This window comes from Acidimicrobiales bacterium (assembly GCA_034521975.1).
Lineage (GTDB): Bacteria > Actinomycetota > Acidimicrobiia > Acidimicrobiales > SKKL01 > SKKL01.
Genome location: JAXHLR010000002.1, coordinates 119,134 through 143,255, shown reverse-complemented (window position 1 = coordinate 143,255; position 24,122 = coordinate 119,134). Strand labels below are relative to the sequence as shown.

At 67.3% G+C, this 24,122-nt stretch carries 29 protein-coding genes, 2 tRNA genes and 1 pseudogene; 14 read left to right on the top strand and 18 right to left on the bottom strand.

The features are described 5' to 3' along the window. Window positions 1–148 precede the first annotated feature (148 nt). The 4 genes from U5K29_00815 (at window position 149) to U5K29_00800 (ending at window position 3,848) form a co-directional block, all read left to right on the top strand. Window positions 149–2,569 (top strand): site-specific integrase, encoded by a 2,421-nt coding sequence (locus tag U5K29_00815; GenBank protein ID MDZ7677073.1) that lies wholly within the window; start codon window positions 149–151, stop codon window positions 2,567–2,569. Beyond that, a complete protein-coding gene (locus U5K29_00810) occupies window positions 2,566–3,114 on the top strand; it encodes a DUF6262 family protein (GenBank protein MDZ7677072.1) in 549 nt (182 codons plus the stop codon). The genes U5K29_00815 and U5K29_00810 overlap by 4 nt, the downstream gene beginning before the upstream one ends. Window positions 3,115–3,201: 87 nt before the next feature. Further along, a complete protein-coding gene (locus tag U5K29_00805; protein MDZ7677071.1) occupies window positions 3,202–3,444 on the top strand; it encodes a hypothetical protein in 243 nt (80 codons plus the stop codon). 110 nt (window positions 3,445–3,554) lie between these two features. Continuing rightward, the gene (locus U5K29_00800) at window positions 3,555–3,848 is read left to right on the top strand and encodes a hypothetical protein (protein MDZ7677070.1); all 294 of its coding nucleotides are present in this window, start codon (window positions 3,555–3,557) and stop codon (window positions 3,846–3,848) included. A 99-nt stretch (window positions 3,849–3,947) separates the two neighbouring features. On the opposite strand, the gene U5K29_00795 is transcribed toward U5K29_00800, so the two are convergent. Beyond that, window positions 3,948–4,463: a hypothetical protein gene (locus tag U5K29_00795; GenBank protein MDZ7677069.1), complete on the bottom strand. Its 516-nt coding sequence runs from the start codon at window positions 4,461–4,463 to the stop codon at window positions 3,948–3,950. Between the two features lie 1,218 nt (window positions 4,464–5,681). Between U5K29_00795 and U5K29_00790 the strand changes: the two genes are divergently transcribed. Continuing rightward, window positions 5,682–5,945, top strand: coding sequence for a hypothetical protein (locus U5K29_00790; GenBank protein MDZ7677068.1), 264 nt, complete (start codon window positions 5,682–5,684; stop codon window positions 5,943–5,945). A 54-nt stretch (window positions 5,946–5,999) separates the two neighbouring features. Further along, window positions 6,000–7,244, top strand: coding sequence for a DUF5677 domain-containing protein (locus tag U5K29_00785; protein MDZ7677067.1), 1,245 nt, complete (start codon window positions 6,000–6,002; stop codon window positions 7,242–7,244). 13 nt (window positions 7,245–7,257) lie between these two features. Here the strand turns inward: U5K29_00785 and U5K29_00780 are convergent, their stop codons facing one another. Next, the gene (locus U5K29_00780) at window positions 7,258–7,833 is read right to left on the bottom strand and encodes a transposase (protein MDZ7677066.1); all 576 of its coding nucleotides are present in this window, start codon (window positions 7,831–7,833) and stop codon (window positions 7,258–7,260) included. Between the two features lie 271 nt (window positions 7,834–8,104). Here U5K29_00780 and U5K29_00775 point away from each other — a divergent pair, with 271 nt between their 5' ends. Continuing rightward, window positions 8,105–8,575: a hypothetical protein gene (locus U5K29_00775; GenBank protein ID MDZ7677065.1), complete on the top strand. Its 471-nt coding sequence runs from the start codon at window positions 8,105–8,107 to the stop codon at window positions 8,573–8,575. A 257-nt stretch (window positions 8,576–8,832) separates the two neighbouring features. Here the strand turns inward: U5K29_00775 and U5K29_00770 are convergent, their stop codons facing one another. Genes U5K29_00770 through U5K29_00760 form a run of 3 tightly spaced genes read right to left on the bottom strand, consistent with a single transcriptional unit; the run spans window position 8,833 to window position 10,565 of the window. Continuing rightward, window positions 8,833–9,018, bottom strand: coding sequence for a hypothetical protein (locus tag U5K29_00770; protein ID MDZ7677064.1), 186 nt, complete (start codon window positions 9,016–9,018; stop codon window positions 8,833–8,835). Continuing rightward, window positions 9,015–9,740 carry a hypothetical protein gene (locus U5K29_00765; GenBank protein ID MDZ7677063.1) on the bottom strand — a complete coding sequence of 242 codons (726 nt, stop codon included), beginning with the start codon at window positions 9,738–9,740 and terminating at the stop codon, window positions 9,015–9,017. Before U5K29_00765 ends, U5K29_00770 begins: the two co-directional genes overlap by 4 nt. Window positions 9,741–9,794: 54 nt before the next feature. Next, window positions 9,795–10,565: a hypothetical protein gene (locus tag U5K29_00760; protein ID MDZ7677062.1), complete on the bottom strand. Its 771-nt coding sequence runs from the start codon at window positions 10,563–10,565 to the stop codon at window positions 9,795–9,797. A gap of 357 nt (window positions 10,566–10,922) precedes the next feature. Between U5K29_00760 and U5K29_00755 the strand changes: the two genes are divergently transcribed. Continuing rightward, window positions 10,923–11,165 carry a hypothetical protein gene (locus tag U5K29_00755; GenBank protein ID MDZ7677061.1) on the top strand — a complete coding sequence of 81 codons (243 nt, stop codon included), beginning with the start codon at window positions 10,923–10,925 and terminating at the stop codon, window positions 11,163–11,165. 265 nt (window positions 11,166–11,430) lie between these two features. On the opposite strand, the gene U5K29_00750 is transcribed toward U5K29_00755, so the two are convergent. Further along, complete coding sequence (locus U5K29_00750) at window positions 11,431–12,051, bottom strand: TetR/AcrR family transcriptional regulator (protein ID MDZ7677060.1); 621 nt, start codon at window positions 12,049–12,051, stop codon at window positions 11,431–11,433. A gap of 92 nt (window positions 12,052–12,143) precedes the next feature. Here U5K29_00750 and U5K29_00745 point away from each other — a divergent pair, with 92 nt between their 5' ends. Next, the gene (locus tag U5K29_00745; GenBank protein ID MDZ7677059.1) at window positions 12,144–12,953 is read left to right on the top strand and encodes a methyltransferase domain-containing protein; all 810 of its coding nucleotides are present in this window, start codon (window positions 12,144–12,146) and stop codon (window positions 12,951–12,953) included. A 379-nt stretch (window positions 12,954–13,332) separates the two neighbouring features. Here the strand turns inward: U5K29_00745 and U5K29_00740 are convergent, their stop codons facing one another. The 8 genes from U5K29_00740 to U5K29_00705 all read right to left on the bottom strand — a co-directional run bounded on the left by U5K29_00740 (window position 13,333) and on the right by U5K29_00705 (window position 18,034). Continuing rightward, window positions 13,333–13,512 (bottom strand): hypothetical protein, encoded by a 180-nt coding sequence (locus U5K29_00740; GenBank protein MDZ7677058.1) that lies wholly within the window; start codon window positions 13,510–13,512, stop codon window positions 13,333–13,335. Window positions 13,513–13,522: 10 nt separating this feature from the next. Continuing rightward, the gene (locus U5K29_00735; GenBank protein MDZ7677057.1) at window positions 13,523–14,086 is read right to left on the bottom strand and encodes a histidine phosphatase family protein; all 564 of its coding nucleotides are present in this window, start codon (window positions 14,084–14,086) and stop codon (window positions 13,523–13,525) included. Beyond that, complete coding sequence (locus tag U5K29_00730) at window positions 14,086–14,577, bottom strand: hypothetical protein (GenBank protein MDZ7677056.1); 492 nt, start codon at window positions 14,575–14,577, stop codon at window positions 14,086–14,088. The genes U5K29_00735 and U5K29_00730 overlap by 1 nt, the downstream gene beginning before the upstream one ends. Window positions 14,578–14,590: 13 nt before the next feature. Further along, window positions 14,591–15,304 (bottom strand): C4-type zinc ribbon domain-containing protein, encoded by a 714-nt coding sequence (locus tag U5K29_00725; protein MDZ7677055.1) that lies wholly within the window; start codon window positions 15,302–15,304, stop codon window positions 14,591–14,593. A 99-nt stretch (window positions 15,305–15,403) separates the two neighbouring features. Continuing rightward, window positions 15,404–16,534, bottom strand: coding sequence for a hypothetical protein (locus U5K29_00720; GenBank protein MDZ7677054.1), 1,131 nt, complete (start codon window positions 16,532–16,534; stop codon window positions 15,404–15,406). A gap of 130 nt (window positions 16,535–16,664) precedes the next feature. Beyond that, a tRNA-Val gene (locus U5K29_00715) sits at window positions 16,665–16,738 on the bottom strand. Between the two features lie 15 nt (window positions 16,739–16,753). Further along, on the bottom strand, window positions 16,754–17,233 hold the full coding sequence (locus U5K29_00710; GenBank protein ID MDZ7677053.1) for an NUDIX hydrolase: 480 nt from the start codon (window positions 17,231–17,233) through the stop codon (window positions 16,754–16,756). Between the two features lie 48 nt (window positions 17,234–17,281). Continuing rightward, window positions 17,282–18,034, bottom strand: a complete 753-nt coding sequence (locus U5K29_00705; protein ID MDZ7677052.1) for an inositol monophosphatase — start codon at window positions 18,032–18,034, stop codon at window positions 17,282–17,284. Between the two features lie 48 nt (window positions 18,035–18,082). Here U5K29_00705 and U5K29_00700 point away from each other — a divergent pair, with 48 nt between their 5' ends. Then, window positions 18,083–18,643, top strand: coding sequence for a hypothetical protein (locus tag U5K29_00700; GenBank protein ID MDZ7677051.1), 561 nt, complete (start codon window positions 18,083–18,085; stop codon window positions 18,641–18,643). A 16-nt stretch (window positions 18,644–18,659) separates the two neighbouring features. Here U5K29_00700 and U5K29_00695 read toward each other — a convergent pair whose 3' ends face one another. Next, window positions 18,660–19,544, bottom strand: a complete 885-nt coding sequence (locus U5K29_00695; protein ID MDZ7677050.1) for a diguanylate cyclase — start codon at window positions 19,542–19,544, stop codon at window positions 18,660–18,662. 66 nt (window positions 19,545–19,610) lie between these two features. Here U5K29_00695 and U5K29_00690 point away from each other — a divergent pair. From U5K29_00690 to U5K29_00680, 3 genes are all read left to right on the top strand, one after another. Beyond that, a tRNA-Asn gene (locus U5K29_00690) sits at window positions 19,611–19,683 on the top strand. A gap of 152 nt (window positions 19,684–19,835) precedes the next feature. Further along, on the top strand, window positions 19,836–20,000 hold the full coding sequence (locus U5K29_00685; GenBank protein ID MDZ7677049.1) for a hypothetical protein: 165 nt from the start codon (window positions 19,836–19,838) through the stop codon (window positions 19,998–20,000). 385 nt (window positions 20,001–20,385) lie between these two features. After that, window positions 20,386–20,529: a hypothetical protein gene (locus U5K29_00680; GenBank protein MDZ7677048.1), complete on the top strand. Its 144-nt coding sequence runs from the start codon at window positions 20,386–20,388 to the stop codon at window positions 20,527–20,529. A 33-nt stretch (window positions 20,530–20,562) separates the two neighbouring features. Here the strand turns inward: U5K29_00680 and U5K29_00675 are convergent, their stop codons facing one another. The 3 genes and pseudogenes from U5K29_00675 to U5K29_00665 all read right to left on the bottom strand — a co-directional run bounded on the left by U5K29_00675 (window position 20,563) and on the right by U5K29_00665 (window position 23,618). Continuing rightward, complete coding sequence (locus tag U5K29_00675; protein ID MDZ7677047.1) at window positions 20,563–20,871, bottom strand: WhiB family transcriptional regulator; 309 nt, start codon at window positions 20,869–20,871, stop codon at window positions 20,563–20,565. Window position 20,872: 1 nt separating this feature from the next. Further along, window positions 20,873–21,109: a hypothetical protein gene (locus tag U5K29_00670; protein ID MDZ7677046.1), complete on the bottom strand. Its 237-nt coding sequence runs from the start codon at window positions 21,107–21,109 to the stop codon at window positions 20,873–20,875. A 53-nt stretch (window positions 21,110–21,162) separates the two neighbouring features. Then, window positions 21,163–23,618, bottom strand: a pseudogene (locus tag U5K29_00665) (phage tail tape measure protein). Window positions 23,619–23,830: 212 nt separating this feature from the next. On the opposite strand from U5K29_00665, the gene U5K29_00660 reads away from it, so the two are divergent. After that, on the top strand, window positions 23,831–24,121 hold the full coding sequence (locus U5K29_00660; protein ID MDZ7677045.1) for a hypothetical protein: 291 nt from the start codon (window positions 23,831–23,833) through the stop codon (window positions 24,119–24,121). The last annotated feature ends 1 nt before the right edge of the window (window position 24,122 follow it).

The following is a 24,122-nucleotide window of genomic DNA, read 5'->3' as shown; positions in this document are numbered from 1 at the left end:
AGGTGTATCTGCATCCGGATCCAGCCCGGCTACGCGACGCCGTCGACCGCGTGCCAAGCCCCCGCCCACAGACAGGAACCGACCAATGACCATTCCCCTCCACGCCGTTTCCGCCGACGTTGTCGTCCCGACGACGGACGTTTCACACGTGTTCGCCACGGCGGGCGGTCTCGACGGGCGGGCCGTTCGCCTCGCCGCCCTGGTCGACCCGGTGTTCCTCACCGACGCGGGATGGGACCCGGCCAGCAGTGTGCTGTCCCCACCGCCGTCGCATCCGCTGTTGGGCCGCCCGGTCTGTTGCGGGAAGGACTGTTCGACCACGGCGCCGGCCCGGAGTCGGGTGTGCGCGTCGTGTCGGCGTCGACTTGACCGTCACGGGCTCGGTGTCGATGAGATCGATCTGTTGCCGGTCCGCACCGGCTGGGCGAAAGGCCCGGGCCTGTGCGCGGTGAGCCGCTGTCGGCGGGAGTGGCTGTCGTCGCGCCATGGGCTGTGCCGAGCGCATCTCGACCAAGCCGACACGCTCGGGATCGGCGTGGCCGAGTTCTGCCGGCATCCGGCGGCCCGGCCGCTTACTGCTTGCGGCCCGTGCGCGGTTGCCGGCTGTGTGCAGCAGCGCCGTCACCCCGACGGCCTCTACTGCGAGCCCCACCAGCTCCGACTCCGGCGTGCCCGCCGGGAGGATCGTTTCGACGAGCAGCAGTGGCGGCTGACCGAGACCCCGATCGGGCGGGGCGGGCAGATCAGTTTCCGGGGGCTGGCACCGGTCGTGGTCGCGGAGCTGTTGGTCGGGCTGCAACAGCGCGGCCGGCTCGACGGTGTCAAGACCAAAGAGGCCGATCTGCGGCGATGGTGCAACGAGTTGCGCGCCCAGCAGGCGGCCACGCTCGCCGACTACGTCATGGCGGCCGATCCCGACCCGATGCTTCAGTCGTTGTGCAAGTCGGTGAGCGCGCACGCCCGTCGGGCACTTGCGAGCCCCGAGACCGAGATCGCCGGCGACGAATGGGACCTGGTGGTGTTCGGCCACACCAGCACCTTGTCGTTCACGAAGATCACGCAGCCCTGGCTGCGCGAGGTCGCCAAGCGTTGGGCGGCCGACGATCTCCCCAAGCGCCGGTCGACCACGTCCAGAGGTGGCCTGGCCGTGCGTCACCATCTGGGCTGTGTGGCCCGGTTGTCGGAGAGCCTGCGGATGAGACCCGACCGAGGTGAGGTCCCCGCCGCGCTGGACCGCCCGGCTATGGAAGCCTTCCTGAACCGGCTCGCCTACCTCCAAGGCGCCGGCCAGATCAGCAACGACGGGCGGATCCGGACCTGCCGGGAAGTGCGCAAGGTCCTGACCACGGCCCGGGCCATGGGCCTGACCCGCCCCGGCGGGCCAGCGGCCGGCCTGGGTGAGGACTTCACGATCGGAGTCGCCGACGTGCCCGACAAGGCCGAGCCAGCCGAGCCCGGCCGCGATCTCCCCTCCGAGATCATGCGTCAGCTCTGCGCCCACCTCGACGAGCTGGCATCGCCGGTGATGCGCTGCGCCATCGAGTTGGCCATCGACACCGGCCGACGACCCGAAGAACTCTGCACACTCAGCCTGGACTGCCTGTCACGAGACGACGACGGCGCAGCAGTGCTCGTCTACGACAACCACAAAGCCAACCGGCTCGGCCGTCGACTGCCGATCAGCGAGAACACCGCCCAGCTGCTCATCGACCAGCACCAACATGTTCGAGCCCGCTGGCCCCACACCCCGCTGGCCGAGTTGAAGCTGTTGCCCACCGACCGGCGCAACCCCGACGGCACCAAGGCCATCACCGCGTTCAGCCTCGCGTTCGCGCACCGCACCTGGGTGACCCGCATCCCCGAGTTGGTTACCGCGGATGGCGCCATCTTCGACAAGACCAAGATCGTGCTCTACGCCTACCGGCACACCTACGCGCAACGTCACGCCGATGCCGGGGTCGGCATCGACGTGCTGCGCGAGCTCATGGACCACCGAAAGCTCGATGCCACCAAGGCGTACTACCGAGTCGGCGAGAACCGTCGCCGTGAGGCCGTCGACCGGGTCGCTGCCATGCAGTTCGACCGGCACGGCAACCGCATCTGGCGAACCGCGCAGCAACTGCTCGACTCCGAACACACCCGGCGCGCTATCGGCGAGGTCGCCGTCCCCTTCGGGGTCTGCGCCGAGCCGTCCAACGTCCAAGCCGGCGGCAACGCCTGCCCGTTCCGGTTCCGCTGCACCGGCTGTGACCACTTCCGCACCGACGTCTCCTACCTGCCCGACCTGCAGGCCTACCTCGACGACCTCCTACGCAACCGGGAACGAGTCCTCGCTGCCACCGACGTCGACGAATGGGCACGCGCTGAAGCCATGCCCTCCGAAGAAGAAGTCCTCCGCGTCCGTCGACTCATCGCCCGGGTCCACGCCGGCCTCAACGACCTCACCGACGACGAACGAACCCACATCGACACCGCCGTCGCCGCCGTCCGAGGGCACCGCACTGTCATGATCGGCATGCCCCGCATCCGCCAGATCGCACCCGACCTCCGCCCGGAACGACCCGCATGACCGACACCCACACCCGCAGCGCTGCCATGACCCAAGGACGGCGCGCCGATTCAGCCCGCCGTCGCCAACGCGTGCTCAAAGCCCTCAACGACGCCACCAACAAAGGCGACGAGATCAGCGTCAGCGGCATCGCCCGACGCGCCGGAGTGGACCGCAGCTTCCTCTACCGCCACCGCGATCTTCTCGAACAGATCCACGCCGCCGAAGCCCAACCGCCCAACGCTGCAGGCGTCGGGCCCGCCGTCAGCCGGGCGTCGCTGCAAGCCGACCTGGCCAACGCTCAGCAACGCGCCGTTCGTCTCGCGGCGCGGGTTCACCAACTCGAACAGCGCCTCTCCGAGACGCTCGGAGACCAGGCATGGCACGAGTCCGGTCTCGGCGTCCCCGACGACATCGACCAACTCAAACAACAGATCGGCACGCTCGAACAACACACCATCGATCTGCGGGTCCAACTCGAAGAACGCGACGAAGACCTCGCCGCCGCCCGAGCCGCCAACCGGGAACTCATGGCACAGCTCAACACCCCACGGATCGCGACATGACCATCGCCAACCGGCACGTGCACCACACCTGTTGCAGTTCTCAGGCCGTCGACACGAGCCCTCCCACCTGCCCAAACGCACAGATCCGTGTCTCTCGTCGGCGCCGGACCCCCGGAGAACCGCCTCCACGCCGGCATCGGGCTGCACACCCCCGCATCGGTCCACTACGGCACCGCCACCGAGATCCGCGCCGCCCGAGCCGCCACCCTCACCGCCGCCTACAACGCCAACCCCGCCCGATTCCGCCATCAACCACCGACCCCACCCAAGCTTCCCGAGGTCGCGTGGATCAACGACCCCAACCGAGAAGCACTCATCCAATCCGCGTAAGAAGTTGTCTCATCCCCCTTGACACGTTCCGGACCGAGCCCGGGCGCCGCCGCCATTTCTGTTCACGCTTGCTACAAGTCAGACGGACCTATAGGAGGAGGACCTGAGCAATGATGGATTGCAACTGCACCTTCACCACCACCGCCCTCGCACGCCGCGACCCAGACGAGGTCAAGGCACTGCATGATCGTCTCATCCGCTGCCTGAGCGGCGATGAGGGCGTCGGGGGCATCGCCGAGGCGCTCGACCACCTCGCCAGCGGTCACGAACGCTCGACCGTTGTGCTCGACGTCGCGGACCTCGTCGAGTTCGTCAGCGAACACCGTTGGCCCGATCAGGTCGCCACACTTCGGCTGGCACGGGCTGTCGACGGCCTCACGCGGCGCTCGGTCGGAGCCGACTAGAAGAACACCCCCGAAATCGGCGAGCTTGGGGAGCGGCCTCGGGCTTTCCGCCCGGGGCCGCTCACTGTGCCTCAGCAGCGGTGACGATACGGCCCCTTGCTAGCCCGGCCGATATCGCAAGATGGAGTACGGGACTAGCCGCCGGCCAACGAGCATGTAAGTGAATCCGAAGAAGATCACGAACATTGTTGATGAAACGAGCGCGTATACCATGGGGCTCTCAGATCTTGGAATGCCTACTGCCCGAGCGAATGCGTGTTGGCCCTCAGCCTCATCAAGATCGTATGCTGCAGGGTCAACAAGAGCACTTTCACTATCAGTTGTGAGGTTGTCAACAAGTACAATCAGTGATAGGAGAATGATTGCTAGGAAAGGAATTACGAGAACCAATAGACGCCTTCCATGTAGACCAGATGCTCTTAGCCTTGCGCCAAAACGCCTGACGAAGCCGCGTTCTTCAGTCCAAGACAGGTCGCCATCTGATAGCCGTGCCAGCTTTGCTGGCTCCATGTCAGCACCAATGACTGTACCTTGAACCTCTGGTTTGGGTCCGCTGTGAAGGATCTCTACTAATGCGCCGTCGCCGCCATCGAGGAAGGAGAACTTGATCGGCACGGTCTCTTGGTCGAGTTCAGCCCGAAAGTGGATCTGAGGACGACTGCATCGCTGGACTCGCACTTGAAACGGTTGGGCACCTTCGGCGAAAACAACCCTCAGTTGATCGTCGGGAAGCAGATCATTCGCCCGGATTGAGTCTCCCGCGCCAGCGTTCCAAATGGCAAGCCGAGTTATTGAAAGATCGTCAGTGCGCTCGCCATTCACGAGAAGTTCCAAACCAGCGTGTGTCAGAGCCAGATCAGGCTTCAGCAAGACCTCGTGGTCAATCGCCTGACGAACTCTGGGTCGACGCTTCATCCTCCGCGCGGAGTACCATGCCAACAGAGCGGATATCGCTGCCACGGATACTGTCAGTAATATGTTGAGCATTTGTCTCCCCCGTTATGCGCCAGAGAGTCAGGCGTCTCCACGCCCCGGACGCACGCTACTCTCCGTGCCGAGCTGCCCTCCTAGTCTGGCCGGCAGCGCCCAGCGGAGCACCACCCGACCAGACCGAAGAATCAGGGGTGCAAGGACGTTCAGCTCTCGGGCTCAGCGATCTTCACGATCGCCGCGGGGTGGGCGAACGCGAAGCCGATGCCGACTGCGGTCCGAGGCGAATTTGGCGGAGCCGTCGACGTCGAGACGAGCGCCCCTGGCGGATCACCACGAAGGTGCGATTACGCGGGGTTGCCCAGGCGACTCGTCGGCTGGCACGAGCTGTCGAGCACCTCGGGCGGCACCGGCGAGTCGGCGTCGCAGAGCAACTGATGCAGACGTCTCGCCGACGCGGTCCCGGCCACGGCTCGGGGCAGCATCGCGCGTTCGCGGTACCTTGTCGCGATGGGCGACGGAACGACGCCGGCGGCGAATCTCAGACGGATCTACCTGGCAACGGGCATTGGTTCGGGGTTTGCCATCCTTCTCACACCTCTCGGCTCGGCAGACCTTGAGGCCTCCGTTCGCTACGTCGGTCTCGTTGTTCAACTTGGCGGCGTCGTCGCTGCCCTGTGGACGTCCCTCCTAGACCATGAGTGGGCCAATTTGCCCCCTCCTTGGTCTGCTCTCGCCGCACACGTACGTCGCCTTCTTCTGCGGCTCCAGCGCTTCGCCACTCCACGAAGGGGGCGCGTACATCACAGAGTCGTGGTCGACTCGGTAGACGTTGGGTCCGTCATCTCGTCGCCTCGTGTCCACGTGGGGCGTGGTCCTACCCCAGACGACCTGGATGAGCGTGTGAGCAACCTCGACCGCGAGATGGGTCGGGTCTACGAACAGCTCAACCTCAACAGCGACGCAATCACCGAGGCCCGGGAGAGAGCCGAGAAAGCCCTAGCCGAGGAGCGGAAACAGCGGGAGGAACGGGAGGAGCAACTCCGGTCAGACATCCGCCAAAGAACAGGCGAAGCCGCGCATCTCGATTTTCGCGCCCTCGTCATGATCGGGGTCGGCTCAATCGTCGTCGGCCTCGCCCATGAGATCAGCACTGTACTGACATAGCGAGCCTTGCCTCGCAGCGCCAGCGTCACACACAACGCGTAGGATCAAAGGTGGATGCGGTACTGGAAGCAACCCTCAGCGCTCGGCGCGCAAGCTGTCAACGCCTTTGACGACCCAAAGGTTGCCCAGGCCATCGAAGACGCTATAGAGCGACGCATCGAGGACGGGATGAGCTGGCAGGTAGCTGCCGATGAGGTCACCGACCTGATCGCGAATCACGTAGCCGACTCGATTGAGAGTTCGGGGAGGAACATTAGACTCGATGCCCTTCGACGCGCGCCTCGAAAGCTGCGGGAGCATCGGCGATACCGTGGTAGATTTGAAGCAAACCTGGAGTGGGTTTGGGGTGATGCACTCGATGCGCTCTACCTCGTCCTAATAGTCTGTCGTGAACTGAACGTAGACCTGTTTACCAATCACTCCGAGGAACGAGCCGAGGACGACAAGCTTCAAACACTTTCCTCAATCACCTCAAGGGCGTGCCTTGTGACTTCAGACATTCACGCTCTGCTGAGAACAGGCCACCCGCTAGGAGCATTCGCGCGCTGGCGTACACTGCACGAGCTTGTCGTCGTCTCGGCGCTCATCAGCAATTCGGACCAGGAGATCGCTCAGCGGTTCGCTGCCCACTCGACGGCCGAAGCGTACAAGGACGCGCTCCTGCATGAGAGGCACCGGGGGTTCAACGGTCGAGCGGCCCTCCCCGATCCCGAGCTTGAGGCACTTCGCGAGGCGTATGAGGAGGCATGCAGAAGATATGGCTCACGGTTTGCCGACCCTTGGCAGTGGGCCGCTCCCCTAACGGAGCCAGAGCGGCCAACCTTTTCGCTCCTTGAGAAGCTTGCCGGGATGTCGCATATGCGTCCTGACTTCCGCACAGCATCCCACCATCTTCATGGAGGCGCTAGTGGCACAGATCTGATCAACGTGCCGTTCCGTGGCGTGTTGACCACTCTTTCAGGCCCAACCAACTCGGGCTTGGCCGAGCCCGGGTCCGGTGCAGCGCTTGCACTCACACAGGTAACCCTCGGATTCGTAGGCTACGTCGTCGATACACAGAAGCCAGATCCAGCGGTCGTGTCCACGATGCACGCGCTTTCCTCCATGTACGGCGATGTTAAGGAAGCATTCGCTCAGGCTGATCGGCACCTCGCCTCACTAGAGAACAGCTTTCAGGCCTCTGAGGCTCGCGGCAGGCTTGCAGTATGGTGTCACGAGGCTCGTAGTCGAACGGCGAGGCTGAAGTGGCGCGTTGGGCGGCGCTCTGGCCGATGGTCGGTCTGGAAGAAGGCCCTGTGAGGCATTGATGGCTCTACGCGACTGCGGTGGGAGCGGGGTGTAGCGGTGGCGCGTTGACAGGCTGCCACCGATGACCGCAGCGCAGCAGAACGCGGTGGCGGTAGTTGTCGAAGTTCCGGAACCCGAACCCAGAGCGCTTGGTGTTCTTCACCACCAAGTTGCCCTCGACCGGACCGTTCGACAGGCTGGTGAAGTGCCAGCGCAACAGCTCGGCCTCCCATCGCGAGATCGTTGTCGCGAGGCGGTTGAGCTCGGGCACGCCGGCGTCGGCGACGTGTTGGTAGAACACGACGAGCCGCCGGCGGGCGTGCATGGCGTCGGTGGAGCCATAGATTTGGCGCAGCAACTCCTTGGCCAGGTAGGCGGCGGAGACCTCCCCGTCGGGGTCGCCGCGGTGGAGCCAGGCCAGCACCCGGTCGAAGCCGCCGTCGGCAAGGCGTTCGTGGGCGCAGAGCAGGCGGCGGCGGATCCGGTAGAGCGGGTCGCCGGCATGGCCACGGTGGCCGAGGGTGTCTTGTTGGACCCGGCGGCGGACCTCGTCGAGGGCCTGGTTGGCGAGGCGGATCAGGTGGAAGTGGTCCACGACGATCGCCGCATCGAGGCAGCCAGCGGCGCACGGCGGCGGCGTAGGGCTGGTGCGGGTCGATCACGACGTGTTCGATCCCGTCGCGCCACACCTGGGGCTTGGACTCGAGCCAGGTGGCCACAGCGTTCTTGGACCGGCCTTCGAGCACGTCGATGGTGTCGCCGGTGTCGAGGTTCACGACGTGGGTGACGAACATCGTCGGCGACGTCTGCGTCGCTGCGAGGAACGACGTGTCGTCGAGGCCGATCGCCCGGGGTGCGCCGAGCGCTGTCACGTGACCGGCCCGGGCGCGAGCGTGGTCGCGCACGGCATCCATGGCCGCCCACCAACACACGCCGAACTCGGCGGCGAGTGCGGCGACGGACTGGCCGCCGGGACCGACTCGGCGGGCGATGTGGGTGCGTGCTCGTTCGGTGAGCACCGCGCGTTCGTCGATCTCGTGGCTCTCATCGGCGAAGGCCGCGATGGCGCAGTCGGGGTCGGGGCAGCGCCACAGCTGCTTGCGCCACACGAGCCGGACCGGCACACCCGAGATCGGCAGGTCGCGTACGACGTGGCGGCGGGTGTCGTGGCGCCACGCTCGCCGGCCGCAGCCAGGGCAGCCGACCGGGGCGAGGGGCCGGCGTTCGATCCACAGTGTCCACTGCCCGCCCAACAGCCAGCCGTTCGTGACCACGAACTCGTCCAGTCCGACGAGCGCGGTTGCATCGCTACGGTGATCCTCCATCAGGGGCCTCCTTGGTGATGACTGATGTCGCAATCGCCATCACTACTGGGGGTCCCTGACTCATGTCACGGACCGGTCACTGAGAGCCGCATTGATCTGGGTTCAAGGCGCATGCGAGGACGCATCAGCCCAGCCCAGCCCAGCGAAAGTTTCGACTCACGCCCCTGGCGGAGGCGCTGACTCCATGCCCAAGCAAGCGATCATACCGGTAGGCGGGAGGGCCTGAGCCGCCCGAACATCACTGACGCTTACGAACGGCCCGGCCCTCAGCGCAGTCACCGGTTCCTACCATCACCTTCGCCGTTGAGGTGGCGGTCCAGGTCTCGGGTGAGTTGCTCGCGGGCGCTGTCGCGCCCGTGGAAGGCCTCCGCGAGGCGGTCGCCGAGGCCGTCGCCGTTCAGGCTCTCGGGGTCCTCGGTGAACAGTGGGCTTCCACAGGTGGGACACGAAGCGTTCATCATGCGGCCTCCTCGTCGTCGGCGTCGTGGGAGATGAGGGCTTCCCACCGCTCGATGTAGGGCCGAGCCCTGGCCTCGTTGGCGTCGAGACGCTCGGCCTCGGCCTCGGCGCGATGCTGTGCCCTCATGCGGGTCATGCCCTGCTCGTGCTCCCTGGCTTCGGCCTCGGTGTTGAGCCGGAGTTCAAGGCCAGCCTCTATGAGGTTGACGAAGAAATTGCCGGGAGCGCCGTACAGCTCTTGCGCCCGTTCGAGGTCGCCAGGTCGGCGGGGCACGACGTACCAGGCCGATCGGGCACGCCCGTTGCTGGGCAGGGAGTTCCGCGCCTGACGAATCTCGTCAAGCTCGGCGAGGGCGTCCTGGCGTTCCTGCCAGTTCGCCGCGGCCTCAGGGCCGGCGGCGAGGATCGCCTTTCGGTCCGGATCGTTGCCGAATCGCTTGACCGACTTGGCGACGACCCCTGCGGCGCGGTCGAAGTGCGGGCGAAGCTCGGCCACGATGCGGTCGGCGTCGCCGCGGAGCGCACGGGCCGAAAGCGAGGTGATCGGCCGGTCGAGGTCGGCAGCGATCCACTGGATGCGTTCGCGTGCCAACTCGTCGAGTGCTGCCGAGCGAACCGCGTCGGCCGCATCGTCGGCGGTGATCTCGCCGGCCTCGACCCTGCGGCGAAGATCGGAGCCAGCCGAGGTGTTGGCGACGGTGCCGATGGCCTTCCGCAACGCCAAGCGCCAACGGTGATGAACTACTCGCCGCGCCAATTGGTTTCCGTCGTCGCCCGCTCAGTCGAGATCGATGCGCGAGACGACCGTCTCGACGTAGCCCTCGAGGTCGCTGGTGAAGTAGGGACTGAACGTCGACATGGCGGTGACCGAGGCACCCACACGTCCAACACGGACGCCCACCACATCGAGGTACACCGGCAAGGTCATGCCTTGGGCTCTGAGCTCTAACGTGACGCGGAATCCATAGGTTTGGTCACCGAGAGCCGAGGTCGAGAGGCGATTGATCTCGACATTCAGGACCTCAATGCCCTCCCCAGCGCCTTCTAGTCTGAGCACCGAGCGCATCGCATCCCCGACGCAATCAATCGTCGCTGGGGCGGTCTTCGCGTCATATCTCCGACTCGCCGCTTCCTCGGTCGGAAACACGGTGACTGACGAGGTGATCTCCTCATCCTGAGACGACACAAACGTCGGCGACGCTGCCCGCTCCCCTCCCCCGTAAAGCTCCTCAAAGTCGTAACCGGCGCACTCTGCAATTCCAGCCTGTAGTGCTTCGTCATCCTCGTCCTGCTGGACCTGCTCTTGCCATCCTGGTGGGAAGTCGTCGAGGCGAAGAACCGCTCGCTCGGCGATCTGCCTGTCCGCTTCGACATCACTGTCGTCGCGTTCGGCCGGGCCCGATTCACTCGAGTCGACCTCGTCCGGGTCCGGACTCTCCGACGCGTCGGCGGCCGGACTCTCCGGCGCATCTGCCGCTGGATCAGCGGCATCATCATCCGAGCAAGCTATGAGGCTCAATGCGAGGACTGTGAAGAGCGCCCCCAGCATTCGTCGATGGACTCTTCGTGGGATCAACGGTCAACCTCTCCAGCGGGCCTCGAAGTCCCTGTCTATACCTAAGCGATTAGGGTTCGCTGACACCTCCCAGTGACAACGCTTCGCTGTCGCGTCTTAGGCCGTGGGCGCAGCGTCGACATCGGTGTCAACGGCGACGGTTCACCGTCCAGGCGCGGCGGGCACTGGGTCGCGAGCACCGAGAGGGCTGTGAGGGCTCACATCGAGCGAGTCGGCTGCCGATGGAGAGGCGATCGAGTCGGGAGGGTTTCACCGATGGCGCAGTGTCCGTGCAACTGTGGGCGCCGGGTGCCGTTCAATCGCGGCGGCGCTGCGACAGGCTACAAGCGGGTGACCGGGATGCTCGACCAGTTCGGCGACATCGCTGACGGGATCCGGGGCGACGGGGGCGATCCGAGCGAGTTCCTCGCCACACGGGGAGAGGGCGAGAGAATCGCTCAACAGATCCTCGACCACCTGCACAAGGTAGCGAAACCAACGACCCACCCATCACTTCTCGACCTCGTGAACGACATGCGTCGTTGGGAGACGCGTTGGCAAGCTGCCCTCCTACGCGCCGTAGGCGAGATCTAGCCGCTTGACACGGCCGTGACACAGCGCGTCGAGAACAACGGTGAAACGGCGTGAACTAGCGAGTAGACGAAAGCCCAGGTCAGAGCCGGTTTTCTCACGAACGTCCAGGTCAGCGGATCGAGGCCGTCAGAATCCCGCCTACAGGCCGACTCACCGTCACCCCACTCCTGCGACTGGCCCCGATGCTGCCCGGAGCCACCCGCCTCTGGGGCGCGCGGGGCGAGTTCGGTGCGCCACGACACATCGTGGACGGCACGACCCGTCGCTAGCTCGTCAGCCGGGCTTGCACTGCCGCGCGGGCGCGTGTGATCGCCGCGTTGTCGTTGTGGAGCACGGTGACGAGGTTCGTTCCCGCGAGGATGACACCCAACTCGAACGCGATCTGTGCCGGATCCGAGTCTTGGGGCAACTCGCTCTTCTCGTGAGCCGATCGCGCTTCGGCGTCGAGCAGGTCACGCCATTGGCCTTGCATCCTGGCCACCTCGTCGTGCACGCGTCCGGGGCGGGCGCCGACCTCGGCGGACACGGCCACGAAGAAACAGCCGCCGGGGAAGACGCGACGCTCGACGTAGTCGAGGTAGCCATCGCACAGCGCCACGAGACGCTCACCGCCGGTCTCGGTGGTGGCCAGCGCGGGGGCAACCACCTCGGCGACGAAGCTGTCCTGGGCTGCATTGATGGTCGCCAGCTGCAGCTCCTCCTTCGAGCCGAACAGGGCGTGGACGCTGCTCTTGGCGACGCCGGTGACCTCGGCGAGGCGGCCGATGGACAGACCGTCGAGCCCTTCGACCGTGGCCAGGGCCGCCGCATGTTCGACGATGCGCGCCCGGGCTCGATCGCCCGGCGCCCGGGTCCGCCTGGCCTGGTGATCATGCTGTTCTGACATCGGTGCGCTCCCTTGTGTGCGAAGAACCCCTTGCATACTAGACGGACGATCGTCTATACAGTGGTAGACGATCGTCCGTCCAAGGAGCCGACATGTCACCTCCGACTGCTGCCACCCATCGCTGGAAGGAGGCCGGCCAGGCGTGGGGAGCCCGGTCTGTCGACTGGGCGTACCTCTTCGAGCCGTACGCGCGACCGGCCAACGAGGTGGTGTTCGACCAGCTCGGCGTGGGCGCCGGGATCGGTCTGCTGGACATCGCGTGCGGTTCGGGGTTCGCCGCCCAGACCGCCAGTCGTCGAGGCGCAACAGTGAGTGGTCTCGACGCGTCGGCGGCGCTCGTGGACATCGCGCGGGCACGCACCCCCGAAGGCGACTTCCGGGTGGGCGACATGTTCGCACTGCCGTTCCCCGATGCCTGCTTCGATGTGGCGACGAGCTTCAACGGAATCTGGAAGGGCTGCGAAGCCGCCTTGCACGAAGCGCGCCGCGTGCTCACACCGGCCGGGAAGCTCGGCCTCACGTTCTGGGGGCACCCGGAGCGTCTCGGGCTCCTGCCGTACTTCGTCAAGGTGATCGAGCTCTCACCACCCAGCCACGGCGAAGCCAGTCTTCAACAAGGCGACACCGGACGGGCCGGCGTCATCGACGAGATGCTCACCTCCACCGGCTTCAACCCCCGCCAAGCAGGTACCGTGACCGTGATCAACGAGTGGCCCGACGTCGACACCGCGGTGCGAGCACTGGCCGCAGCCGGACCCTCGATCCCCGCCATCGAAGCCGTCGGCTTCGACACGTTCTGCGACGCCCTACGAGAGGTGATCGAACCGCTGCAGGTCGACGGAATCGGCATCCGCATCGCCTCCGAACTCGGCTGGATCACCGCCGACCTGAACAGCGCCTGACCGCCGACCCCGAACTCGTCGCTGCCAGCCGCCGCCACGTCCACCCCCTCGGCCACTCATCGAGGCCCGTAATGCGCTCGCCAAGCACCAACCCACCAACCACAAAGGACAACCCCTGGACGAGCTCGACGTCACCCACGGCGGCATCGTCGACGCCCACTACGGGTCCGGGCTCAGCTTCCGCGACCCCGACGGCATCGCCCTCGAGTTCTTCGCCCCACCAGGATGAACACACCCCTCGGACGCCCATGGTGGCGATCCAATGCTGAGGACTGCCGGCAAGATGTGCCTTCCTGGGGCGCTCCGTGCCGCCAGAGTGGGTTCACCTGGACCGCGGTCTTGACCGCGCGGCACCTGCCAGCCCCAGCAACGACGCCGGTCAAGCCCTCCGGCGGAGGAGCACCACAACGACGACCGCCGCCACCATCACCAGCAGCAGCAAGCCCGCAGCGGCGACCCACGGGAACCCGGCCTCGGAGCCGGTGTCGGTGCTGCCCTCGACATAGGACTCGATCGCCTCAGCAGGGTCGACCTCGGTGGTGTCGACTGCGAGCACCATGACCGCCACGCTAGCGAGGTGCCTCGTTGAACCCGTGCAGCACGGGACCACCGGGACCGGTGGCCACCCTGGTGATCGACGGCTGCCCGACCCGGGTCCGCCACGCCGCTCCCGGCGCGCCACCGAGAGCCCACGATACGACGGCCTTGATCGGCGACACGTGGGTCACCACCACGACGGCGGAGGACGCTGCGGCGTCGACCAGCGATTCGCACGCCTCGGCAACCCGGCGGTGCAGCGCCGCCAGCGACTCGCCGCCGGGCGGGTGCCACTCCGGGTCGGCCCGCCACGATGACCACACGGTCGATGGCACCTCGGCGACCGGTGTGCCGTCGAGCTCGCCGTAGTCGATCTCGAGCCACCGGTGGTCGACCTCGGGCTCGACACCGAAGGCTTCGGCCGTGCGCCGGGCCCGGATCAAGGGGCTGGTCACGACCCGGTCCACCGGACCGATCCACTCGGCGACGGCGCGGGCCTGGGCCAGACCGGTCTCGTCGAGGTCGGCATCGATCCGTCCCTGCAGCCGGCCTTCGGCGTTGACGACCGTCCGGCCGTGGCGCACCACGATCAGCATCAGACCACCAGGTCCCGGTCGAGTCGACCGTGGTGGACGAGCTCGTCCCGACGACCCGGATCGTCGAGACCGAAGCGCTTCCACGACCAGACGATCACCGCCAGACCGATCAGTTCCATGACGACGCCGACGATCCCACGACCGAGGGTCGGCACCCCGACATCGGGGAAGGCAAACCCGAAGACCGGCCACCAGAACAACTCGGTGGAGCTCCAGGTGCCGTCGAGGACCAGGTGCATGAGCAGCCCGATGGGGATGCCCAACCACCGCCGGCGCACGAGGCGTCGGTTCCGGGTCGCCAGCATGACCATCACGAGCACGGAGGCCGGCGCGACGAGCGTGTGCAGCACCGGGGGGAGCCCGGCGACGGCGGTCGACACGTCGACCAGGGGGAGCAACGTCCCGAGCACCACCATCCGGTAGTCGAGCGCCGGACTGCGGAAGGCGAGGACGACCCCGACGAAGCCGAGCCCGATGAACCAGAAGAACACGTTGGCCGGCTGTCTAGTGGACCAGCATCCGCCCGCACTCCTCACAGGTGGCGGGCTCGTCGGGCGGGAGCTTTCGGATCCGATCGATCTCGACCGCGGAGAGGGTCAGGTGGCACCCCCCGCACGAGGTGCCGTGCAAGCGGGCGATGGCGATGCCGCCGAGGTGCTTGCGGCGGGCCTCGTAATCCTGCAACGTCTCGGCGGGTACCTCGGCCGACGCCGCCTCCCGTGCCGCGGTGACCTCGGACAGCTCGGCGCTCACCTCTCGCTCGGCGTCCTCCAGCTGTGCTTCGACCGAGCTGCGCCGTCCGGCGAGCGTCGAGGCTTCCGCGTCGAGCGCGGCGCGAGCTTCGTCCACCGGTTCGGTCTCGGTGAGCACCTCGAGCAGCTCGTCCTCGAGCTCGGAGGTGCGCCTCCCCAACGACGACACCTCGTCCTGAAGCGCCTGCAGCTCGCGGGGTGCGGTGACGGTCCCGCTGTAGAGGCGCTTGTCGGCCTCGGCCCGCTTGGCCTCGACCGAGGCCAGTTCGTCCTCGATCCGCTTCTGGCTCCGGGCCAGCGCCGCGGCCTGATCGTCCACCTCGCGTCGACGGGTGTCGAGGTCGCGCTCGGCCGCGGCGATCTCCGACAGCTCGTCGCGCTCTGGCAGGTGGTCTCGTCGGTGCCGGAGCTGGTCGATCCTGGTGTCGAGCTCCTGGACCTCGAGGAGCTGCTCGAGGACGCTCACAGGGTGGCGTCGGGGGAACTGGTCTGGCGCACCGATGTCATGTCGACAGCATGGCTGCCAAGGGCCGTCCGCGCCACACCGGAGGGGTGCCGACCCCCATCACCGCGGCAGGTGGGTCCGGTTGGGTCCTCTGGCCCCGTCGATGCGCTCCAGTGCTTCGCGCCGCTCGGCAGCGATCTGTCTGGCCCTCCGCTCCTCGGGGGTGAGGTCCTCGGCGTGCTCCTCGGCATCAGCACCCTCGCCCTCTACCGGAACGGCCTCGGCCCGGTCCTCGGCATCCTCGGGGTCACGAGCGTGGATGGTGTTGCCCGTCTGGTCGAAGAAGGCGTCGATGGCTGCTTCGCGCCGTCGAGCCGACCCGTGTCTCACCGGCCGGGCACCCGATGGGACCGGGGTCGCCTGCTTGACTGCGCGGCGGCTGCGCCTGATGGTGCGACGGACGTTCCTGACCACTTGGTCGGCGGTGGCGTGCAGCGACAGTCCGAGGAAGATGAGCAACGCGGCGATGACGAGCAGGGGCACCAGCTGGGTGCCGAGCACCGCACCGAGCACCGCGACCCGGGCGTCGATCGACCGCAGCACCTCGAGCGGCAACACCACCGCGCCGACCACAAGCAGCAGACCCGAAGCCACCACCGCGCGTGCCAACGCCTTGAGCGAGCTACCCGTGCGGGGATCGAGCACAGCACCGGCCACGAACAACGCGAAGCCGGCCAGTACTGCCAGCACGGCCACCCTGAGCAGTGCCGCCGTGGATCCGGCGGTGACGTCCCAGGGAGATGGCACTGGTGCCGGATCGACGAGTGCCGATGTCGGGAACCGGTCGGCCAGCGCGACGTCGGCGTCGCGCAACCCTCGCTCGGCCGCCTGGGTGATGATCCGGGGGTCGAGCTGCACCGCCAGGTCGTCACCGGTGAGCCAACCACGGTGAGCCTCTGCGAGCGCCATCTCGAAGTCGTCCACCACGTAGCCGTTCTGGGCCATGCGCTCGCTGGCTACCGCCAGGTCGTCGGCGGGCACGGTCTCGGGGGCGTAGGCGGCCTGGATCGAGCGCTCGAACTCGGCTGTCACCGCCGATCGGATGGCGGGAACCTCGAGCAACTCGGGAGCGGCTCGTTCGACGACCGGCGTCGAGCGGACCATCGCGGTCGCGCCCGCGACGAGGGCCGCGGTGACGGCGACGATCAGCCCGAGGGTGACGAGGAGCTGACCCGAACGTTCACGCCCCACGACCACCTCCTCGATCTCCCGTGTGCGCGGTACGCGCTGGCGGCCGACCCGCGGCCGGCCATCTGGTTCTCTATCGGCACCGGCGGCGTCGCCTTGAGCCGCTTCCGCCCGGGCTCATCCACCGATCTCGTGGGCGCTGAGGGACTCGAACCCCCGACCCCCTCCTTGTAAGGGAGGTGCTCTCGCCAGCTGAGCTAAGCGCCCCGGAGACGGGTCAGCCTAGTCATGGTGCCGCAACGCCCTCTCGATGGTGGCCAGGGCGACCGCCGTCTCGTCCTGCAGATCGGGGAGCGCATCGGGCTCGAACCACTCGACAGCGACGATCTCGGGACTCGTGGGCGACACCAGCGGCTCGTCGTCGACCGGGCGGGCCCTGAACACCACATCGACCCGGCGCACAACAGGTTCGACCACGACCTGGGCCTCGCCCTCCAGGTCGACGTCGATGCCGATCTCCTCGCGCACCTCTCGTCGGGCGGCGTCACGAGCATCCTCCCGACGGGCCAGCAGGCCACCCGGAAGGCCCCACCGGTTCCGGTACCGGTGCTGGATGAGCGCGATGCGGCCGTCGGCCCGTTCGATGACACAGATGGCCCCGACCGTGTAGGAGGGCGTCAGGGTGCCCACGATCCGGCGGCGAACACGACGTGGAAGCCATCCGAACACCCCGAGCAGGAGCCGATGCACCGCAGCGATCACCTCATGAGCCTACGGCCGGGCCCGACCCATCCCATCGGGATCCGCGCCTCAGAACCCGCCGCGGGCCGCGACCACCTCGTCGAGCAGCTCGGTCGTGCAGGCGGCGACCGGGGTTCGGCGGGCGTCGTGGGCGAGCACCACGAGTGACCGTCCATGCGCATCGCGCACCGCGACCCCGGCCTCCTCGCACACCAGCAGTGCCCCGAGGTAGTCCCAGGATCCGTGCGCATCGACGCTGCAGTCCACGAAGGCGTCGAGCGTGCCGTCGGCGACCGCACACAGGTCGAGCGCCGCCGCACCCAGAGCCCGGAACTGGCGCCATCCCAGGTGCCGAGGCGGCAGGCCCGACAGTCCGACGAAGGCATCGTCGAGGGAGGTGGCGACGCCGGGGGCGATGGAGCCGCCGTCGAGCGTCGCTCCCCCGCCGCGCTGGGCCCGGTACCACCGGTCGTGCGCCAGGTCGACCACCACCGCCGCCAACGGCCCGTCGGCGTCGACCGCGCAGAGACTGGTCGCGTACCACGGGACCCCATGGGCGGCGTTGGTCGAACCATCGAGGGGATCGAGGACCACGACGACGTCCCGCCCCGGATGGTGCAGACCGCTCTCCTCGCTGAGCACCCCGACACCGGCGTCGACCAACCTCCGCACCGCCACCTGGTCCGCCTCGACATCGCTGTGGTGCTGGCCGGGCGCGGTCCCCGCCAACCCCCATGCGTCCAGCCTTGCGAGCGATATCTGGACGAGGCCGGCAACCTCGTCCAGCAGCTCGGGGATCGATGCATCCGCGGGGGGCCGCATCGGGCGCAACCTAGCCGAGAGACCACCAATGCTGGCAGTCTTGACGGCGTGGCAGCCATCGATGTTCCCGTCTTCGTCGCCGACCTCAAGGACCACGCCGTGGACCACGGGTTCCACGTCCACGACGAGCGACACTTCGTCGAGACCTATTCCCTGCGCCAGGCCTGGGAGGTCGATCTCCACCCCGAGGAGGCCTGCGGCGGACCGCTTGACCTGCACCTGGCGCTCGAGGTCGACCCCCGGGTCATGCTCGGCTTCGAGGACGCCATCCTCGACCTGCCCGAGACCGACGAGCCACCCGATGTGTGGAACTTCCCGCTGCTGTTCACCTGGGCCATGCCGCCGCTGCCCAAAGGCCCCGACCTGTTGGTGCTGGCCACCGAGCTGGCCGGCATCGGCGGTCCCGATCTCCCTCTCGACGTCTCGGCGATCGACTCCACGGCATCGGCCACCGAGGCCACCGAGCGGAGCCTCTCCATCGTGGGACGGATCGAGGTCTCGCTGACCCGGATCTTTCTCGGACAGGAGCAGCTGTGCGACGTGTTGGACCGCTGCCTCGAGGTGAGCCGCTTCTTGCTCGACCGAGCCCCGGTCTGGCTGGACGAGTAGCGCTCGACCCCAGCGATCAGTCGAGGCGACGGCCGAACGCCAGCTGCGACCCTCCTCGCGCCTTGGCTCGGTACATGGCGGCATCGGCGATCTCGAGGAGTGCACCGGCGGTGTCGGCATCGTCGGGGAGGACGGCGATGCCGATGCTCATCCCGATGAGGTGCTCGGCGCCGTCGACCACATAGGGCTGGGACACCGAGTCGACCACGCGCAGCCCGACGGCCTCGAGCGCGTGGGCCGAGTCGAACTCCTCGACCAGCACCGCGAGCTCGTCACCACCGAGACGGGCCGCCAGATCGATGTCGCGGAGCGCCCTACGTACCCGGTCGGCCACCTCCGCGAGGACGACGTCGCCGGTCGCGTGTCCGTGCCGGTCGTTGACCTCCTTGAACCGGTCGAGGTCGCAGTAGAAGACCGCCAGGGCACGTCCCGAACGGCGTGAGCGGGCGATCGCGTGCTCGAGCTCTGCGGTGAACGCCGCCCGGTTGGCGAGCCCGGTCAGCGCGTCGCTGCGGGCCGCTCGAAGGGTCTCGGCCTCACCACGGCGGCGCTCGGTGACCTCGCGGACGATGCCCAGCACCTCGCCACCGGTGGGGACGATCCTGGCCTCCCACCAGCGCTGCTCGCCGTCGAGGACCAGGTCGTACTCGACGGTGCAGAGCCTCCCCGTGGCGAGCGCCTCCTGGATGCCGGCCATCACCACCTCGGCTTGGGCTGCGGGCATCGCGGTGCGCACCGAACGGCCCGGGATCGAATCCTGGGTCATGGCGCTGGGATGGTCGTCGGGCCGTTCGACGCTGATGAAGGTGCCGTCGGCGGTGATCCGGTAGATGGGATCGGGGATCGCCGCGACGAGGGCGCGGAGCCGTTCGACCTCGTCGCCCAGCTCCTCGTCGCTCACGGGCACGATTCTGCCAGCCCGAGCGGCAGGTCACGACCGCCGGCACTGCTATCCTCACCGCTGCATTCCGGGGTAGCTCAGTCGGCAGAGCAACTGACTGTTAATCAGTAGGTCGTGGGTTCGAGCCCCACCCCCGGAGCTCCCCCCGTCAGGGCCAGTAGCTCAGTGGTCAGAGCAGGCGACTCATAATCGGGTCAGCCTGAACGGCCTGCTAACGAGCGAAACCCCTGGGTCGGTGCCAACCGTGGCGTCGGAATCTCCTGCTCTCACCACCAGGAGGACCACCCACCCATGACCACCGACCAGCTTCCGACCATCGACCAGGTGCCGGGCCTCAAGGGCTTCGACGACGACTACTGCCCGATCTGGCACGACGACCACCTCGACGACGCGGAGAGGACCTCGATCACCGGCTCCAGGCCGATCCGACCGCGAGCCTGGACCGCATGCGCCTGATGGACGCTGCGTTCTCGCTCGAAACCGGGGTCGATGAAGCCGACGCCTACCTCGACGAGATCCTCCTCGGCGGCCAAGCTCATCGAGCGAGAGCGATGCGCGACGGGCCAAGCTCAACGCCGCCGGGTTCACCTTGGAGCGGCGGCAGGAGTTGCGGCGGGCGGCGCTGATCGAGGATCTGGCCGAACCGGAGCGGCGGGCGATCGACGCCGGTCTCGGCGAGCGGTGCCGGGTGGACGGTCGACCCTGCCGATCTCGACGACGAACTGCTCGGGGATGCTCGCATGTACTGCGATCCGGGCATGCAGAAGCTCATGACGGAGGCAGCGGCGGCGAGCGTGTGGACCTTCCACCCTGACTCCATGATCGACGACGGAGGCGACCAGTGACCGTCACCACCGTCGAACGCGAGGAAGCCGAACGCCGCGATATGGCGATCAAGCTCGTGCAGCGCACGATCGAACTGTGCGAGCGTCACGGCCACGACACCAGCGAGCTTGAGCAGCGGCTCATCGAGCTACGAGCCTGACCGACCCCGTGCCGCGACAGCGACCCCCGGCCATCACGGTCGGGGGTCGCTTCGCGTCGATGCGGCGCCCTGAGCGTTCCTGCGAGCCCGCCTGCGCTCCCGTGGTGACTCACCCGCCCAGATGCCGTGGGGCTCGTCCTGGCCCGCCTGGCGGCACTCAGACCGCACCGGGCACCGGGCGCAGACGGCCTTGGCGTCGGTGCCCTGTTGCCCCAGCTCGGGGAACCATCGGCTCGGGCCCTCGCCACGGCACGCAGCGTCGGCGTGCCACCGCGGGAACGGCCCAGCAGCTCGACCAACAGATCGGCACCGTCGGGAGCGGCGTCGGGGTCGCCGTCCCAGGTCACGGCAAGTCGAGTGCCTGTTCGGCGCAGTCGACCACGGTGACAGCGAGCCCGACCGCAGCGAGCGGGTCCAACGCGACCACGAGATCCTGGCCGTCGGTGGTGTGCAGGATCAGGATCACTTCCGAGGCGAGGGTGTCGGGGTGGGTGCCGACGTGGAACTCGTAGTGCTCAACGTTGCAGTTGACCGCCCGCAGGTCGAACGCTGCGGCGAGGTCGGCGTCGGCGTCGTCCATCTCAACGGACCCCCGCCAAGTGCATCTGCCACCCGGCTCGACGCTGGGAGTGCTCAGCGAGAGCGTCCGTCTCGAGCTCGGAGAGCCCGCGGTCGAAGTGCTCGATGGATGTGCACCTCATTACCGCCACCAGCGCCCGACAAGGCTTCGAGGAACTGCCGCTGGGTGCTCACGTGCCCGTCGGTGACCGGCGATGAACATCTCCGAACGTGGGCGTGTCCTCGTTCACCAGATAGGACGTACCGGCCTGCACCGGGCCACCCAGCGCACGGCCCGCCATCCCCACCGCACGACCGGACCGTGATCGGGATCGTGTGCGAACGAGTCGAACGAGCCTGCTCGGTCAACACCCCGAACTTGCGGTCGAACTCCGAGGTGTCCGCATAGAACGAGATCGTGATCTCCGACGGGATCGAGTGCGCTTCGTCGCGCACAATCCCCAACTCCTCCGCCAGGTCAGCGGCCTGTTGCTCGGTGATCCAACCCTGGTCCGCCCAGCTGTCGAGCTTCGCTTCGGCCTCGTCGAGCGACATGCCCCCCGCCAAACGGATCTGCAACTCGTTCAGGGCACCGTCGAGATCGAACGCAGACCGCACCGCGTCGTAGTTGGCGTCCTCCAGATTCCCTTGGGCTTCGAGGAGCTTCATGGAGGCTTCGCGGGCCTCGTCGGACCCTTGGCCGTGCTCACGGATCGCCTTGTCGTACTCCTGGGTGGCGGCGATCAGCTTCCACTCTGCTGCGGTCACATCATCCTGAGCTTCGGCGTTCTTCTGTAGCGCGTCGATCGCACCGAACCACGGGTCGAACATCGCTCGGAGAGTGTCCCGGTAGTTCTTGACCGCATCCTCGGCTTCCTCGGCAGCGGTCTTGTTGTCATCGAACGCATCGGTCATCTCGCCGACCTGGCCGGCGGCACCGGAAGCGGCGTCGCCTGCCCCGTCGACGGCACCCTCCACGTTCTCGACGTGGGTGACCGCCTCCCGAGCGTCGTCGCGCATGCGGTGGAGAAAGGCGGCGAACGCGAGAGTGCTTTCACCGGCCGCGTCGGCGGTGGCGAGCAGCCGGTCTCGCATCTGCTCCCAATCATCGTCGCTGCCGTGGATCGCCCTCGACAGGTCGGCGACCGACACCTCGGCGTCATTCAACATCCGAGCCAGGTCGGGGGTCTCACCCACCACCCGAGCGATCTCGGAAGCGGTGCCCTCAGCAGCGTCGCCCGCTTCGCGGATCGCGTCGGCGAAACCGAGCATCCGTTGCCGTGCTTCCTCGGCCTTCTTCGCGTTCTGGCCCATGATGTAGGACACACCAGCGATGGCGACAGCGGCGAGGCCGACACCGGTCGCCATGCGGCCCATGTTGCGGCCGACGAACTGCCCAGCAGTACCCATCCCCATCATCGACGCCCGCAGGATACGGACCTTCGGGACCAGCATCGCCGTCACACCGAGCACGGTCAGCCCCGCGGTCGACACACCACCGAACGCCAGACCGGCGGTGCGGATCGGACCGGGCATCTCAGCGAACCCGACCGCCATATCACCCACAGCTTCGACCACATTGTTGAGCACCGGCAGCAGCGTCGAACCGGCATCGACCGCCAGATCGGTCACCCGGTTGCGGAGGATCTGCATCTGTGCCGCTGTCGTGTCGTAACGCATCTCGGCCTCCGACGCGAGGGCCGTGTTGTCCTCCCACGCCCGGTTGCCGATCTCCAACGCCTCGGTGAGCACATCACCAGCCGACGCAGCCGACAGCAGCGAACGCATCAACCGCTGATCGGTCAGAGACAGCGCCTCGAACACTTCGGTGGTCGACTCGCCCGCCTCGTTCATCGTCCCCAACCCACGAATGAAGCTGTCGATCGCCTGGGCCGGATCGTCCTCGAACGCGGTCACGAACTCGTCGACAGTCATCCCCGCCACATCAGCGAACGTGTCCAACTCCTCGGTGCCGGTCAGCACCGCGTCACGCATCCCGGTGAACACCTTGCTCAGTGCGGTACCACCAGCCTCGGCCCGCACACCGACCGAGGTCATTGCCGCACCGAACGCGAACACGTCCGCCTCGGACAACCCCGCGATCTGGCCCGCAGCAGCGAGACGGGTCGAGAACTCGACGATCTCAGACTCGGTGGTCGCCATGTTGTTGCCGAGATCAACCACCGTCGACCCCATCCGATCGAAGTCGGACTGCGAGGTCTGCATGATGTTCGCCACACGAGCCAAGTTCGTAGCGGCCTCACCAGCCGACAGGTTCGTCGTCTCCCCAGGTCGATCATGGTGCGCGTGAAGTCCTCGATCGCCGGGGTCGAGATCCCCAACTGGCCCGCAGCCTCAGCCACCGCCGCGATCTCGGTGTGGGTCGCAGGAAGCTCGGTCGCCATCCGGCGCAACCCGTCCTCGAGCGCACCCAGCTCCTCGTCGGAACCGTCGACGGTCTTGAGCACACCAGTCCACGCCGACTCCCAATCGATCGCGGCCTTGGTGGCGAGCGCGAACCCACCGGCCATACCCGCAGCCATCAACAGCGACGACCGGCCCACCGCCTGCAACTGGGCCTCGGCGGCCCGCCCCCTGCCCGACACTTCGCGACCGAAGTCGCGTGTCGCACGACCGGCCTGGCGGACCCCCTGGGTGTAGTTGGAGACGTTCGCGATGAAGCGAACCCTCACGTCCCGATCATCAGCCATGCGTCATCTCCTTCGCAGGTACGGTCGGAGCTATGAACAAGCGGACGATCGGCGCCGGCCTGCTCGTGCTCGGTGTCGTGCTGCTGCTCGCCGGGTGGTGGATGTGGCAGGCCGAAACTGAGAACGTGGCCGCCAAACAGCGAGCAGAGGATCTGATAGAGGCGTACGATGTCGACCTCGGCCGCGATGAACCCGAACCGGACCGCACACCAGCGATCGCAGTGTTCGGGTTCGCTGCGTTCTCCGGGATTGCCGGAGTGATCTTCCTGGCTGCGCCACCAGACTCGACCCCTACCAGCTCGCGTGGCGGTCCGCCGACGTGAA